Origin of the sequence: Brenneria sp. hezel4-2-4, assembly GCF_013155275.1 — a bacterium.
Classification (GTDB): domain Bacteria; phylum Pseudomonadota; class Gammaproteobacteria; order Enterobacterales; family Enterobacteriaceae; genus Brenneria.
In genome coordinates this window covers 22749-37309 of sequence record NZ_JABJXS010000006.1, presented here as the reverse complement: position 1 = coordinate 37309, position 14561 = coordinate 22749, and the positions used below count along the sequence as shown (strand labels likewise).

Sequence of the window (14561 nt, the reverse complement as noted above, 5' to 3'; positions counted from 1 at the left end):
GGTAAAGATTACATGGCTATCGAAATCAAGGTACCGGACATCGGTGCAGATGAAGTTGAAGTCACCGAAGTGTTGGTGAAGGTAGGCGACAAGGTTGAAGTTGAACAGTCGCTGATCACCGTAGAAGGCGATAAGGCTTCTATGGAAGTGCCTTCTCCGCAGGCCGGTGTAGTAAAAGAGATCAAAGTTTCCGTCGGCGATAAAGTGGAAACCGGCAAGCTGATTATGATTTTCGATTCCGCCGACGGCGCGGCCGATGCCGCGCCCGCCAAGGCTGAAGAGAAGAAAGAAGAGCCGAAAGAAGAGGCCAAACCGGCCGCCGCCGCCGCCAGCGCCAGTAAAGATGTTGCCGTACCGGACATTGGCGATGACGAAGTCGAAGTCACCGAAGTGCTGGTTAAAGTCGGCGACAGCGTTGAAGCCGAGCAGTCTTTGATCACCGTTGAAGGCGACAAGGCGTCGATGGAAGTGCCGGCGCCGTTCGCCGGCGTGGTGAAAGAAATCAAAATCAACACCGGCGACAAAGTGAAAACCGGCTCGCCGATCATGGTGTTTGAAGTTGAAGGCGCCGCCCCGGCTTCCGCTCCGGCGGCCAGTCAGCAGGATGCCGCCCCGGCGAAGAAAGAAGAACCAGCCGCCGCTGCTCCTGCGCCAGCCGCCAAAGCGGAAGGCAAGGGCGAGTTTGCCGAAAATGACGCCTATGTTCACGCGACGCCGGTTATCCGTCGTCTGGCGCGTGAATTCGGCGTGAATCTGGCGAAAGTGAAGGGAACCGGGCGTAAAGGGCGGATCCTGCGCGAAGACGTTCAGGCTTACGTGAAAGACGCGGTGAAACGCGCCGAGTCCGCGCCTGCCGCTACCGGCGGCGGTCTGCCAGGCATGCTGCCGTGGCCGAAAGTGGACTTCAGCAAATTCGGTGAAATTGAAGAAGTCGAGCTGGGACGTATCCAGAAAATCTCCGGTGCCAACCTCAGCCGTAACTGGGTGATGATCCCGCACGTTACGCATTTCGACAAAACGGATATCACCGATCTGGAAGCGTTCCGTAAACAGCAGAACGTGGAAGCAGAGAAGAAAAAACTGGATGTGAAGATCACCCCGGTGGTTTTCATCATGAAAGCCGTTGCCTATGCGCTGGAGCAGATGCCGCGTTTCAACAGTTCGCTGTCTGAAGATGCTCAGAAACTGACGCTGAAGAAATACATCAATATCGGCGTGGCGGTGGATACGCCTAATGGGCTGGTGGTTCCGGTGTTCAAAGACGTGAACAAGAAAGGCATCATCGAGCTGTCCCGCGAACTGATGACTATCTCTAAGAAAGCGCGTGACGGTAAGTTGACCGCGGGCGAAATGCAGGGCGGATGCTTCACCATCTCCAGCATCGGCGGCCTGGGTACGACGCATTTCGCGCCGATTGTCAACGCGCCGGAAGTGGCTATCCTGGGGGTGTCTAAGTCGGCGATGGAACCGGTCTGGAATGGTAAAGAGTTTACGCCGCGTCTGATGATGCCGATCTCTCTGTCTTTCGACCACCGTGTCATTGACGGTGCTGATGGTGCGCGCTTTATTACCATCATCAACAATATGTTGTCTGACATTCGCCGTCTGGTGATGTAATCGAAAAAGCCGGCCTGACGGCCGGCTTTTTTCTGGTAAGCTGTCGTTTGCTACAGCTATCAGTGATTAAGGACAAATCGTTAGTCGCTTGTTGTTTCAAAATTGTTAACGATTTTGTACACTACAGCGACAAGGACACGTCCCGGTGGAAGAGGGCGTTAAGACTCAATAACAATGACGTCACAGACCCGCCGGAAATTAATTAAGAGGTCATGATGAGTACTGAAATTAAAGCTCAGGTGGTGGTACTTGGTGCCGGCCCCGCAGGGTATTCTGCTGCCTTCCGTTGCGCGGATTTAGGCCTGGAAACCGTACTGGTTGAGCGCTATGCCACGCTGGGTGGCGTGTGTCTGAACGTTGGCTGTATCCCTTCCAAAGCATTATTGCACGTTGCCAAAGTGATTGAAGAGGCCAAAGCGCTGGCGGAACACGGCATCGTATTCGGCGAACCTAAAACCGACATTGATAAAATTCGCCTGTGGAAAGAAAAAGTGATTAACCAACTGACCGGCGGCCTGTCCGGTATGGCGAAGGCCCGTAAGGTTAAAGTGGTTAACGGCCTGGGCAAATTCACCGGCGCCAACACGCTGGTGGTTGACGGTGAAAACGGCAAGACGACAATCAATTTTGAAAACGCGATTATCGCGGCGGGTTCCCGTCCGATCCAACTGCCGTTTATTCCGCATGATGATCCGCGCGTATGGGATTCCACCGCTGCGCTGGAGCTGAAAGACGTACCGGAACGCCTGTTGATTATGGGCGGCGGCATTATCGGTCTGGAAATGGGCACCGTGTATCATGCTCTGGGTTCTCAGATCGACGTGGTCGAAATGTTCGATCAGGTGATCCCGGCTGCCGATAAAGACATCGTCAAAGTGTTCACTAAACGTATCAGCAAGCAGTTCACGCTAATGCTGGAAACCAAAGTGACCGCGGTAGAAGCTAAAAAAGACGGTATCTACGTCACGATGGAAGGCAAAAAAGCGCCGGCTGAACCACAGCGTTATGATGCGGTGCTGGTGGCCATCGGACGTGTGCCGAACGGCAAACAGCTGGATGCCGGTCAGGCCGGGGTTGAGGTTGACGATCGCGGTTTTATCCGCGTGGATAAGCAAATGCGCACCAACGTGCCGCACATTTATGCAATCGGCGACATCGTCGGGCAGCCGATGCTGGCGCATAAAGGCGTTCATGAAGGTCACGTGGCCGCGGAAGTTATCGCCGGCAAAAAACATTACTTCGATCCGAAAGTCATTCCTTCAATTGCTTACACCGAGCCGGAAGTCGCCTGGGTTGGTCTGACCGAGAAAGAAGCGAAAGAGAAAGGCATCAGCTATGAAACGGCTACGTTCCCGTGGGCGGCGTCCGGCCGCGCCATCGCTTCCGATTGTTCGGACGGTATGACCAAACTGATTTTCGACAAAGAAACGCACCGGGTTATCGGCGGCGCGATTGTCGGGACTAACGGGGGCGAACTGTTAGGCGAAATCGGTCTGGCGATCGAGATGGGTTGCGATGCGGAAGATATCGCGTTGACCATCCATGCTCACCCGACGCTGCATGAGTCTGTCGGTCTGGCGGCTGAAATTTATGAAGGCAGCATCACCGATCTGCCGAACCCGAAAGCGAAAAAGAAATAATTTCGTTTTAGCTGGTGGTTAATCATTGCTGATCCGGTCTCGTAAGAGGCCGGATTTTTTATGGCCGGGCGTTTTGCCCGCCTCCCTTCGGGCCGTCGCTGCGCAACGTTAAAAAACGTTCCCGACGTTTTTTTATGGCGGGCTATCCCTGCCCGCCTCCCTTCGGGCCGTTGCTGCGCAACGTTAAAAAACGTTCCCGACGTTTTTTTATGGCGGGCTATCCCTGCCCGCCTCCCTTCGGGCCGTTGCTGCGCAACGTTAAAAAACGCTCCCGACGTTTTTTTACTACCGGCTTCGCAAAATTGTACTTTCCTCGCTCTATTTTTATCCGCGTCATTTACAATCAAGTTTCAAAAAAGAAACGATGTTTTATTTTTGAGATTATTTATGAAAATGACTATCCTACGTTTTCCTGTCTGGTTGCTGGCGGCGTTATTGTCCAGTACCTCGCTTATGGCCAATGATATGAACACTCATACGCCGGCGGTCACGGATGAAGGACTGCCCTCGTTTTATCCCCAGCTTAAACAGCAGATGACCTATCCCGATTCCTGGCTTTCCGGTAACTATGCCGATTTTACTCTGTGGAAATCGGCGGCGCGGCAGACGTTGCATAGGCTGCTATTGACGCCGGAGGCCAGTAAGGATTTTGCCCCGAAAACCCTGGCGCAACAGGATCGTGGAGACTACGTCGCGGAGAAAGTGGCGTTTAATCTGACGGATGAAAGCCGCGTCAACGGGCTGTTGCTGACGCCCAAAACGCCAGGGCCGCATTCCGCGGTGGTTCTGCTGCACGATCACGGATCGAAATTTGATATCGGCAAAGAGAAGATGATCAAGCCGTGGGGGAACGATGAGCAGTCGGCTTCAGCGCAGGCCTGGGCCGACAAGTTTTTCAGCGGGCGTTTTGTGGGCGATGAACTGGCGAAACGGGGTTACGTGGTGCTGGCGGTCGATGCGCTGGGATGGGGCGAACGCGGCCCCATCAACTATGAGCAGCAGCAGGCGCTGGCCAGCAACTTCTTTAATTTGGGGCGCTCGCTGGCAGGGTTGATGGCCTATGAAGATATGCGGGCGACGGACTTTTTAGCCTCGCTCCAGCAGGTCGATGCGCGTCGCATTGGCGCCGTCGGTTTTTCGATGGGGGCTTACCGGGCCTGGCAGTTGGCGGCGCTATCCGATCGTATCGCCGCCACAGCGGCGGTTTCCTGGATTGGGACTTATGAGGGCTTGATGACGCCGGGCAATAACGTGCTGCGCGGGCAGTCGGCGTTTTACATGCTGCATCCCGGTTTGCCGGCACGTATGGATTTCCCGGATGTGGCCAGCCTTGCGGCGCCGAAGCCGATGTTGTTGTTCAACGGCGGCAAAGACGCTTTGTTTCCTGGCCGCTCGGTGACGGACGCGTATGCGAAAATGCACCGGGTCTGGCAGTCGCAGCGGGCGGGCAGCCAACTGGAAACCCGAATCTGGCCGGAACTGGGGCACGTTTTCTATCAGCAACAGCAGGAAGCGGTTTTTCTCTGGCTGGATCGCTGGCTGATACCCGATGGACATCAAAAAATAAAGTGATGCCTATGGTTTATTGAAACACCGGATGGTATTAGGTTTTATGGAGGGTGTAACCGATCGATAAAACGGAAAACGTGATGATATTTGAACGTAATTTTACTGTTCGGGTGGGGTTAAATGGAGAGTGACGCCATATTGATGGAACGGCTACGCGAGAGTTTGGCGTTGCCGAATAAATCTCCGTTGTATGTTCGATTTGTACAAACGGTACAGCAGGCGTTACAAGCGGGCGAAATTCGCCAGGGGGATTTTTTACCCAGCGAACGCGAACTGAGCGAATGGCTTGGGATCTCGCGTATTACGGTGCGTAAGGCGTTGTCTGAGCTGGAGTCGTTGCAGGTTGTTATTCGAACGCGCGGCTATGGCACCTATATCAGCGATCAAATGGAATATTATCTCAAGGAAGCTCAGGGATTTACTCAACAGGTTCAGCAGCAGGGGAAAAAACCGGGTACGGAATGGCTGTGCAAATCGGTGGTGAACTGTCGTGAGGAGATTGCCAAACGGCTTAAGCTGCCGGTAGGCAGTGAAGTTTTCTGCTTAAAACGCATTCGCTATATTGATGATGAGCCGTTGTCCATCGCCGAGTCCTATGTGCCGGTGGCATTTATCCATGATGTGGATGACATTACCCTGTCGCTGTACGCTTATTTTCGCAGTCAGAACCGGAGTCCGGTGCGCACGCGTAGTTGGGTGTCGGCTCAGCTTGCGGATAAGTCCATGCACGAATCGCTGAAATTGAACAGCGGCGCGGCCGTACTCGTGGTGAAACAGCTTGCTTTTGATCGGCGCAACATTCCTATTGAGTACAGTATCAGCTATTGCCGTGCTGATACCTATGTGTTTGTGTCTGAAGAATAGCGCCAATTATCCGGGGGCAGGCAATTGGCGGCAGGCTATAAAATATTTTTATGTTTCCCGGGCCTGTAAATATTCGCTGAGCTGCCGGCGCGACGGGGCGCAGTCGCCGCCGCGATGGCTCACCACAAACGACGCGACGGCATTGCCCAGCATAACCGCCTGTTGCAGCGACCAGCCGGAGGCCAGCCCGGCGAGCACGCCGCCGGCGTGACTGTCGCCCGCGCCGATGGTGTCAACGACTTGAGCCTGAACGGGAGAAACCCAGCCGGCCTGTTGCGCATGGCGATAGTAGGCGCCTTCTTTATCCAGTCGGACGATCAGCGGACAGCGATGGCGCTGACTCCAGTTTGCGACCAGAATTTCGACTTCCTGAGCGGTCAGCTCGGCGTCAGAGTCGGTTTTGAGTAAATGGCCGGCCTCTTCGCGGTTCAGCGATATTATCGGGTTGCGGGCGAGCACTCGCGCCAGCCGGTCTGGCGCGATATCGGCAATCCGCGGGCCGAAATCGATAAACAGCGTGGTGCTGTGCGGCAATGTCTCCAGCCAGCGAATCAGCACATCGCCGCATGCGCTGGTTAGCTGATAACCGGACAGATAGACCAGGGCGTGTGGATCTATCGTCAGTTGCGACAGCATATCCGTCGTCCATTGATTTTCGACGCCGCTCACCGACAGAAACGTGCGTTCGCCGTCTGGCTCTATCAGCGCCAGGCACCAGCCATTATCGCCTTTTTCGGTTTGTATCACGCTGTTGATATCTTTTTCTTTCAGCGCGTGGCGAATAATATCGGCCCAGATCCCCTGCCCGACAGGCAGCGCGTTAAGCGATGACATTCCCAGTTGTTTCAGCGTGACGGCGATATTCAGGGCGCAGCCGCCAATATTCACCCCTTGCTGATGAAGTTCGATGTCGCTGCCACGGTGCGGCAGCGAATAGGCATCGGCGATGACATCAATGACCGCGGCGCCGATGACACAAATCTGACGCTGATTTTTCAGCGTATGCAGGTGCTGAAGAAGATTATTTGTCGGCATAGTCTGCCTCTCTGAGCAAGCGTAGGCGCAGCAGTTCATGGCTATAACGACCGACATCAATCCGGTTTGCGTCGTCCAATTGCTGTTTCAGCGCCGGGTCAAGACTCTCTACGCCGTTGAGCGCGCCGCAGATGGCGGTTGCCATCGCGCCAATGGTATCGGTATCGCCTCCCAGATTGGCGCACAAAATCGCACAACGATTGGCATCCGTCTGCGCCAGTTCCACCATGGCAATCGCCGCAGGGACGGACTCGATGGTTGAGGTGCCTGCGCCTATCAGCTGATAAATCTGCTCCATCGTTTGTTCCACGCCATGGTTGTTTCTCGCAATCTGTAGCGCCAGTTCGATACGCGCGGCGATGGAAGCGCTAAAGGTGGTGACATGCTTCTCCTGAGCAAATTTGGCGATGGCGGGCAACTGATCGCCGATCGATGACCAACTGGCGCCGTCAATGGCTTTGGATATCGCCCAGGCGATCGCGGTGGCGCCCGCGATGGCGACATCGGATTTGTGGGTCGGGCTGGAGGCCCGCTCGACCTCGGCGATAAAATCGCCCAGAGAACGAGGCGGCAGCAGGCAACCTAGCGGAGAAACCCGCATTGCCGCGCCATTGGTGACGCCGTTGTTTTCCAGCGAGGCGATATCCTGACCTTGTTCAATGGCGCGCAGCGCAATCTTTGAGGTCGGGCCCAGTATGTTTTTATTGAAGGCGTCAAAGCGTATGACCCAATCAAGGATATGCCGGCCAATAACGTCTGCGTCGATCTGTCCTTCGCATTCAATAATGGCATCAGCCAGAGCGATGGCCATCGACGTATCATCGGTAAACTCCGCCGCCTTGAAGTAACAGGCGGCGCTATTTTCCGCCGGCCCGGGGAGGAAGCGATCGATCCAGCCAAAATGCGCCTTGACGCGCGAACGCGGCCACAATTCGGACGGCATGCCCATGGCGTCGCCTAATATTTGTCCGTATAACGCGCCTGCAATCCGGCTTTCTTTACTGTATGACATGACATCATCCTTATATTGTGGGCCGAACGGCCACGCCTTCCCGGTGGTGAAGAAAGCATGGCGTCGGCGTTAACCCTGAAATGAATACCCGCTCCCGCGTTTATGACGAGGCGGAAGATGAGCGGTTGTTATGGATTTTTATGGCGTTGATTTCCCGATCGGACTCACGGAACAGAATCAGGAAAATCACCGTGATGATGGCGATGGTCACGCCGCCGAAAGCCCACATTCCCGACCAGTTAAACGTCAGGCCGTTTTGCGGCTCGGGATATGCGAACAGTTTTTCCATCAACCAGCCCCCCAAACGGTAGCCAAGCAGGCTGCCGATACCCTGACACCCCAGCGTGATCAGTCCCTGCGCGGCGTTGCGCATCTGTATCGGCGCTTTTTTATCCACATAAACGTAGGCGGTAACAAAATAAAAATCGTAGCTGACGCCATGCAACAGAATCCCCATAAATAGCAGCGCGTAGGTGAACAGATGTTCCGCTCCGCCGTAAACGAAGAAAACATAGCGGATAGCGGCGGTGACCAGACCGAGTATCAGCACTTTCTTGATGCCAAAGCGCTTGGTGAAAAACGGCAACGCCAGCATAAAGAAGATTTCCGAAAACTGACCCAGCGTCATCCATCCGGTCGCATTGGTCATACCGACCTCGCTCAGAAAGCCATTGGCAAAGATGTAGTAAAACGCCAGCGGCATACTGAACATGAACGAGCAAATAAAAAACACCAGGAAATTACGGTCTTTCAATAGCACCAACGCATCCAGACCCAGCATCACTTTAAGGCTCAGTTTACCCGTTCCTTTTGGTTCGGTATGCGGCAGGATAAAGGCGAAGAGGCCGAGCAGCAAAGAACTGGCGGCGGCCAACTCCAGCGGGAATTTGGTGGCGGAAATATCGCCGAAACCCAGCATGGGAGGCAGGAAACCGCAGGCTATGCCGGAAACGATCCAACCGATGGTTCCCATCACCCGGATGCGGGGAAAATCCCGTTCCACATCAGGCACATTGGAAAATGAAATGCTGTTGGTCAGCGCGATGGTCGGCATGTAGGTGAGGGAGTACAACAGTAGCAGCGGGAAGAAGGTACTGAACTGGGTTTGCTGGGCGACCAGATACATCAACGCTGCGCCGACAATCATCAACCCCGCCAGCATCTTTTGGGCGGCAAAGAAACGGTCTGTCAGAGAACCCACCAGAATCGGCGATAAAATGGCGGCGATAGAAGTACAGGCATAGCACCAGGCGATTTGTGTCGGGGTAAAACCATTATTGTGTAGAAAAGGCCAAAGAGGAACAAACCATGCTCCCCAGATAAACCATTCAAGAAACATCATGAATGAGAGTTTGGATTTTGTTTTATTCATTGATTGCCTTCCTTCACCAGTGTGTAGGGTATCGAGCGGGATAAAACCTTTGCAACAAGCGTGACGGTATCACTGGATAATACCTTTTCAATACCTTTGCGTTCATTATTTGACCTGGGTAACGTTTTGCCGCGTTTATTGATGCGCATACCCTCCTTAAACCGTCTTTCGTTTAAGGAGAGCAGGGCGCGGAATAGGGAAATGAGGAAAGGCTAATTGGCGTAGTGGCTTATAGTTAATGAACTGATAGAAAATGATTTTTTCTTATGGCAGCAGCAGCCGCAGGAGTACGCCCAGATCGCCGGAGGTATTCAATTGGCAGCGCGCCAGAATCTGTTCAGCGTCCAGATGCGGCAGGGCGTTGATGTTCTGTTTTAGCTTCGCGCCAAGGTCGGTCGGTTTTGCGGCGGTTTCCTGTCGGGTGACGCGGCTTGTCAGCATGGCGCCGTCGCGCAGGAAGAGGGTGACCTCATGAAAACGGGCATCGGGATCCAGCTCGTCCGGCGGTGCGGTTTCGTCGGCGATCCGTTGAACTTTGTCGGCCAGCGAGGCGATTTTCGGATCGACCGGCCCTTCCGCAAAGCGCGTCAGTTGCAGTTCGCCTTCCAGTAGAGCAGCGGCAATCACATATTCCAGACTGAAACGGGCTTCGACGCCGGTGGCGGCTCTACAGATAAAGGGGGCGATATCGCCGCCGGGCGGGAAAGTAACGGTGATGCTTTCGATACTGTCAGCGAGCGAGGCGTTCGCGTCATGTTGTTCAGCCCATTGTTCCCGTAGGGCGAAAGCGGCTTCCGCTGCGCTGTGCGTTCCGCCGCAGGTCGGATAACGTTTGAATTCCAGACCCGGGGATAGGATCCGCCAGGGGGCTCCCCAGGATTGGATCAGCAATTCGGGCTGCTGCTTTTGATCGCCGTGCGCGGCCAGAAACGCGTCCAGAACCTGTTGCGTATTCCCGTTAAAACCAGCCAATCCGAGTTTAACGGCGGTGAGGCCCGCTCTGGCCGCCAGCCCGGCATGTAGCGGTTTTACCGCCGAACCAAACTGCGCGCGCAAGCCCGCCGCCTGCGTGGCGGCCAGACCGAGAATCGTTTGCGTCTGTTCAACCGATGCCCCGGACAGACGCGCTGCTGCCGCGGCGGCGGCAATGGCGCCCAGCGTGGCCGTGGTGTGGTAGCCGAGGCTGTAGTGCCGCGATCCGCTTGCCAGACCGCTTCTGCCCGCAACTTCCACGCCGATGACATAGGCTGTCAAAAACGCCTTTTCCGTTATCTGTGGGTTTTCCGCCGCCAGTGCGAACAACGCAGGCAAAATCACCGTGCTGGGATGACCACGAAATGCCGGGTGATAATCATCAAAGTCCAGCGCATGACCGACATAACCCAATATCAGGCTGTTCGTCAGGCTGTCTGTGGCGCTGAAAACCTGCTTTAACGGCGTCAGACCGCTGTCGGCGATAGCCCCCTGGGTGATCGGCAGCGCGGTGGCAATGAAATCGGTGACCCCAAGACGCGCCGCATCAATGGCCGCCTGGTCTGGCAAACTGTGTGTAATCGCATGAGCGAGCGCGACGGTTAAATCGGTGTGATTAGTCATAAACGGCAGAAAGTCATCGGTAACGTTGTTCTAATCTACTGCGCTCTGTTGATGGGTTATTAATAACTAAATGGAATGAGTTATCTATTTTGGTTATATGTGACGTTGAGGTCGCTGGATCAGAAACGATCTTTAAGCTGCCCCGGCGTAATACCGAATGCGCGGCGCATGGCGGTGGCAAAGTTGGCCGGGCTGTTATAGCCGGCGATACTGGCGGCCTGCGGAATGCCGATTCCGTCTTTTTGCAATGCCAGCATGGCGCGTTGTAAACGACAATTACGCAGGTATTCAAATACCGTCATGTTGAATGTCTGGCGAAAATGCCGTTGCAGCGTGCTTTCACTCATATTGACGTTTTTGGCGATGTCGCTCATCGATAGCTGGTCGGCGGCGCCGCTTTCCAGCATATCCCTCACCTGATGGACGCGGTGATGATTGCGCAGGGTGACGCCGGGTGGGATCGCACCCTGTAACGCATGGCTGGTAAGCGAGCTGAATGCTTCTATTATCAGCGACATACACTGCGTTTCCAGATACAGACGTTGCAGAGGGGTATGGCAAGGCCCCGCATTCAGGATCTGCCAGGCAATGGCCAACGCCTGACGCGAGGGGATCCATAAGTGCGTGGCAAGATGGGTTTGCGTGAAGTCATAAATCGCCTGCCAGTCGCTGACGGTGTCCAGTAAATTGCCGTACAGCCATTCCCGGCTAAAGGTCAGCGAAACGGTGCGCTCGTATTCATCCCGTTTACCGTTGCGGCTAAAGGATGTGGGTTCGGTCAGTGAAATTAGCGAAGCCGGCTGATGATTGCCCAAATGCAACCGCTTTTCATCATAGGTAATATGCGCGATACCGTTTACCACGATAGCCAGTTTTACCGCGCCATTCAGAATGCTCTGCGTTTTCATATTGTGCAGATTGATCACATCAGCCGTATGCAGAATCAGATCGCGGTTCAGTCGTATCACATCGAAACTGCCAAACAGTACCGGCGTATCGTCGATCAATTTCGATCCCAGCAAACGATAGTTATTTGAGACCAGACTGGACTGCTCGACGATGTGATTTTTATAAATGGATTTTAGCGATGGAATAGGATTCTGCATCATTTCCCCTTATTTTGTCTGGTTATCGCCGATCATTTTGCCGCTTTCGCAAAGCAATTTGCCGTTTGCACAAACCCAGTCCTGAAAAACAAATGTAACAATGACTGCGCCGAATTGGTAATGCAAATACTTCTCAATAGCATTTTTCGCTGACGGCCGGTAAAACGCGGATGGGCAGGTCTGTCCGCCCGGGCCAGGATCGGAACAGGCAGGCACATCCTCAATAAGGTACGCCTGTCCGATAACCGCCCGATAATACACAGGTTTTTTCTCCACAACGTATGGAGGCCGTTTACGGTAATCAATGAAGCCTGTCCGTGCCTGAGCCAGTCAGCTTTCGCGTTTTTCAAATTACGATTCTACAGGGCGATTTTAATAATGAGACTACCACCACGTCACTATCTGGCGACCCTTATCGGACTGAGTTGTTCGACGGCCCCTTTCCTTACCTGGGCCGACACGACGGCGGCCGATCCAGCCACGACCCAGCAAACTCAGACGAACGCTACGTCAGACGTCTCGGATACGATGGTGGTGACCGCCGCCGAGCAAACCCGACAGGCGCCGGGCGTGTCGGTGATCACCGCAGAGGATATCAGCAAACGTCCACCGGCCAACGATCTGTCGGAAATTATTCGTACCATGCCCGGGGTAAATCTTTCCGGTAATTCCTCCAGCGGCCAGCGTGGGAATAATCGTCAGATTGATATTCGCGGTATGGGGCCGGAAAATACGCTGATTCTGGTGGATGGCAAACCGGTTTCCAGCCGCAATGCCGTGCGTTACGGCTGGCGCGGCGAGCGTGACAGCCGCGGCGATACCAACTGGGTGCCATCTGATTTGGTGGAGCGTATCGAAGTGTTGCGCGGGCCGGCGGCGGCGCGTTACGGCAACGGCGCGGCGGGCGGGGTGATTAACATTATTACCAAACAGCCCGCACAAGAATTGCACGGTAGCTGGAATACCTACCTGAATATGCCGGAGCATAAGTCCGAAGGGGCGACCAAACGTACCGACTTCAGCCTGATGGGCGGCCTGACCGATAACCTGAGTTTCCGCCTGTACGGTAATATCAATAAAACGCAGGCCGATGCCAGGGATATCAATCAAGGCCACCAGTCGGAACGGACGGGATCGTATGCCGATACGCTGGCTGCCGGACGGGAAGGGGTGCGCAATAAAGATATTAACGGTCTGCTGCGCTGGGATATCACCCGGCAGCAATCTCTGGAGTTTGAGGCGGGAGCGAGCCGTCAGGGCAATATCTATGCCGGCGATACGCAGAATACCAACAGCAACGCCTATGTCATCAGCAATTATGGCCGTGAAACCAACCGTATGTACCGTCAGAACTTTGCCGTTACCCATCGCGGTTACTGGGACAGCGGCGTCAATTCGATGTCATATCTGCAATATGAACGTACCCAGAATACCCGGATAACCGAAGGACTGGCGGGGGGGACGGAAGGGATATTTTCTGCTGCGGATACTTATGGCACCGTCAAACTGGACAGCGTAACGGCGCATAGCGAGGTCAATATCCCGTTTGAAGCGCTGTTCAATCAGACCGCCACCGTTGGCGTTGAGTGGACAGAGCAAAAAATGAAAGATCCTGTTTCGACATCACAGGCGCTTTCCGGCGGCGCGATCGACGGTTATGCCACCGGTACGCGCAGTGACCGCATATCGGCGCGCATTGCCTCGGTATTCGTGGAGGATAACCTGGAACTGACGCCCAGCACCATGCTGACGCCGGCGCTGCGTTTGGATCATCATAGTATGGCCGGAACGAACTGGAGTCCGTCGCTGAATTTGTCCCAGGAACTGGGTGAAGACTTTACGCTGAAAATGGGGATAGCCCGTGCTTATAAAGCGCCAAACCTTTACCAGCTTAACAGCGATTATTTGCTCTACAGCAATGGTCAGGGATGCAGCGGCACCAGAACGCCTTGTTATCTGTTAGGCAACGAGGATTTGAAGGCCGAAACCAGTATTAACAAAGAAATCGGCATTGAATTTCATCGCGACGGATTTCAGGCCGGCGTGACCTATTTCCGTAATGATTACCGTAATAAAATCGAGGCGGGAACCTCGGTGATAGGCACGACGGCGAGCGATACCCGGATTTTCCAGTGGGATAATATACCGAAGGCCGTCGTGCAGGGACTGGAGGGGACATTGAATATTCCCGTCAGTGAAACGGTCAGTTGGAATAACAACATTACCTATATGCTTGAAAGCGAGAATAAAGAAACCGGCGAATATTTGTCGATTACGCCTGAATTCACCCTGAATTCATCGGTCAACTGGCAGGCAACGGAAGATCTTTCCTTCCTGGCGGATTTGACCTGGTACGGACGTCAGAAACCGAAAAAATATGATTATCAAGGCAACCGGGTGACCGATAGCGGAACGAATGAAGTCAGCCCGTATGCCATTTTCGGTTTGAGCGGTACTTATGACGTGAATAAGTATGCCAGCGTCACGGTGGGGGTGGATAATCTATTCGATAAGCGTTTGTATCGTGAGGGGAATGCTCAAACTACGGGCAATACCAGAGCCGGGGTCGAGTCGTATATGTACGGCGCCGGCGCCGCCACCTACAACGAGCCGGGCAGAACCTTTTTTGTCAGTCTGAATACCCGCTTTTAAGCGGTGACGGGCAACCGGCGCTGCGTATCGGCGTCGGTTGGAAAAGACCTACAGGCAAGGCGTTATTACGCTATTGTTTCCGGTGCGGGTTTCCTTCA

At 54.3% G+C, this 14561-nt stretch carries 13 protein-coding genes; 6 read left to right on the top strand and 7 right to left on the bottom strand.

What is annotated here, in order from left to right:
• Positions 1 to 12: 12 nt before the first annotated feature.
• The 5 genes from aceF (at position 13) to HOY33_RS13240 (ending at position 5690) form a co-directional block, all read left to right on the top strand.
• Entirely contained in the window at positions 13 to 1617 is a 1605-nt protein-coding gene (aceF, locus tag HOY33_RS13260) for a pyruvate dehydrogenase complex dihydrolipoyllysine-residue acetyltransferase (RefSeq protein ID WP_172290696.1), read from the top strand.
• 215 nt (positions 1618 to 1832) lie between these two features.
• Complete coding sequence (lpdA, locus tag HOY33_RS13255) at positions 1833 to 3257, top strand: dihydrolipoyl dehydrogenase (protein ID WP_172290695.1); 1425 nt, start codon at positions 1833 to 1835, stop codon at positions 3255 to 3257.
• A 134-nt stretch (positions 3258 to 3391) separates the two neighbouring features.
• The gene (locus tag HOY33_RS13250; RefSeq protein WP_172290694.1) at positions 3392 to 3721 is read left to right on the top strand and encodes a hypothetical protein; all 330 of its coding nucleotides are present in this window, start codon (positions 3392 to 3394) and stop codon (positions 3719 to 3721) included.
• Complete coding sequence (locus tag HOY33_RS13245; RefSeq protein ID WP_172290693.1) at positions 3645 to 4829, top strand: dienelactone hydrolase family protein; 1185 nt, start codon at positions 3645 to 3647, stop codon at positions 4827 to 4829. Before HOY33_RS13250 ends, HOY33_RS13245 begins: the two co-directional genes overlap by 77 nt.
• A 117-nt stretch (positions 4830 to 4946) precedes the next feature.
• Positions 4947 to 5690 carry a GntR family transcriptional regulator gene (locus HOY33_RS13240; protein ID WP_172290692.1) on the top strand — a complete coding sequence of 248 codons (744 nt, stop codon included), beginning with the start codon at positions 4947 to 4949 and terminating at the stop codon, positions 5688 to 5690.
• A gap of 48 nt (positions 5691 to 5738) precedes the next feature.
• Here the strand turns inward: HOY33_RS13240 and HOY33_RS13235 are convergent, their stop codons facing one another.
• From HOY33_RS13235 to HOY33_RS13205, 7 genes are all read right to left on the bottom strand, one after another.
• Positions 5739 to 6725 carry a PfkB family carbohydrate kinase gene (locus HOY33_RS13235; protein ID WP_172290691.1) on the bottom strand — a complete coding sequence of 329 codons (987 nt, stop codon included), beginning with the start codon at positions 6723 to 6725 and terminating at the stop codon, positions 5739 to 5741.
• Entirely contained in the window at positions 6712 to 7737 is a 1026-nt protein-coding gene (locus tag HOY33_RS13230) for an ADP-ribosylglycohydrolase family protein (protein ID WP_172290690.1), read from the bottom strand. Before HOY33_RS13230 ends, HOY33_RS13235 begins: the two co-directional genes overlap by 14 nt.
• A gap of 100 nt (positions 7738 to 7837) precedes the next feature.
• Positions 7838 to 9109: a nucleoside permease gene (locus HOY33_RS13225; protein ID WP_172290689.1), complete on the bottom strand. Its 1272-nt coding sequence runs from the start codon at positions 9107 to 9109 to the stop codon at positions 7838 to 7840.
• Positions 9106 to 9258, bottom strand: coding sequence for a hypothetical protein (locus HOY33_RS13220; RefSeq protein ID WP_172290688.1), 153 nt, complete (start codon positions 9256 to 9258; stop codon positions 9106 to 9108). The genes HOY33_RS13225 and HOY33_RS13220 overlap by 4 nt, the downstream gene beginning before the upstream one ends.
• A gap of 115 nt (positions 9259 to 9373) precedes the next feature.
• Positions 9374 to 10705 (bottom strand): MmgE/PrpD family protein, encoded by a 1332-nt coding sequence (locus HOY33_RS13215; protein ID WP_172290687.1) that lies wholly within the window; start codon positions 10703 to 10705, stop codon positions 9374 to 9376.
• A 119-nt stretch (positions 10706 to 10824) separates the two neighbouring features.
• Complete coding sequence (locus tag HOY33_RS13210) at positions 10825 to 11811, bottom strand: AraC family transcriptional regulator (protein WP_172290686.1); 987 nt, start codon at positions 11809 to 11811, stop codon at positions 10825 to 10827.
• Positions 11812 to 11820: 9 nt separating this feature from the next.
• Positions 11821 to 12087, bottom strand: coding sequence for a hypothetical protein (locus HOY33_RS13205; RefSeq protein ID WP_216660509.1), 267 nt, complete (start codon positions 12085 to 12087; stop codon positions 11821 to 11823).
• A 102-nt stretch (positions 12088 to 12189) separates the two neighbouring features.
• Between HOY33_RS13205 and HOY33_RS13200 the strand changes: the two genes are divergently transcribed.
• On the top strand, positions 12190 to 14463 hold the full coding sequence (locus tag HOY33_RS13200) for a TonB-dependent siderophore receptor (RefSeq protein WP_172290684.1): 2274 nt from the start codon (positions 12190 to 12192) through the stop codon (positions 14461 to 14463).
• Positions 14464 to 14561 lie beyond the last annotated feature (98 nt).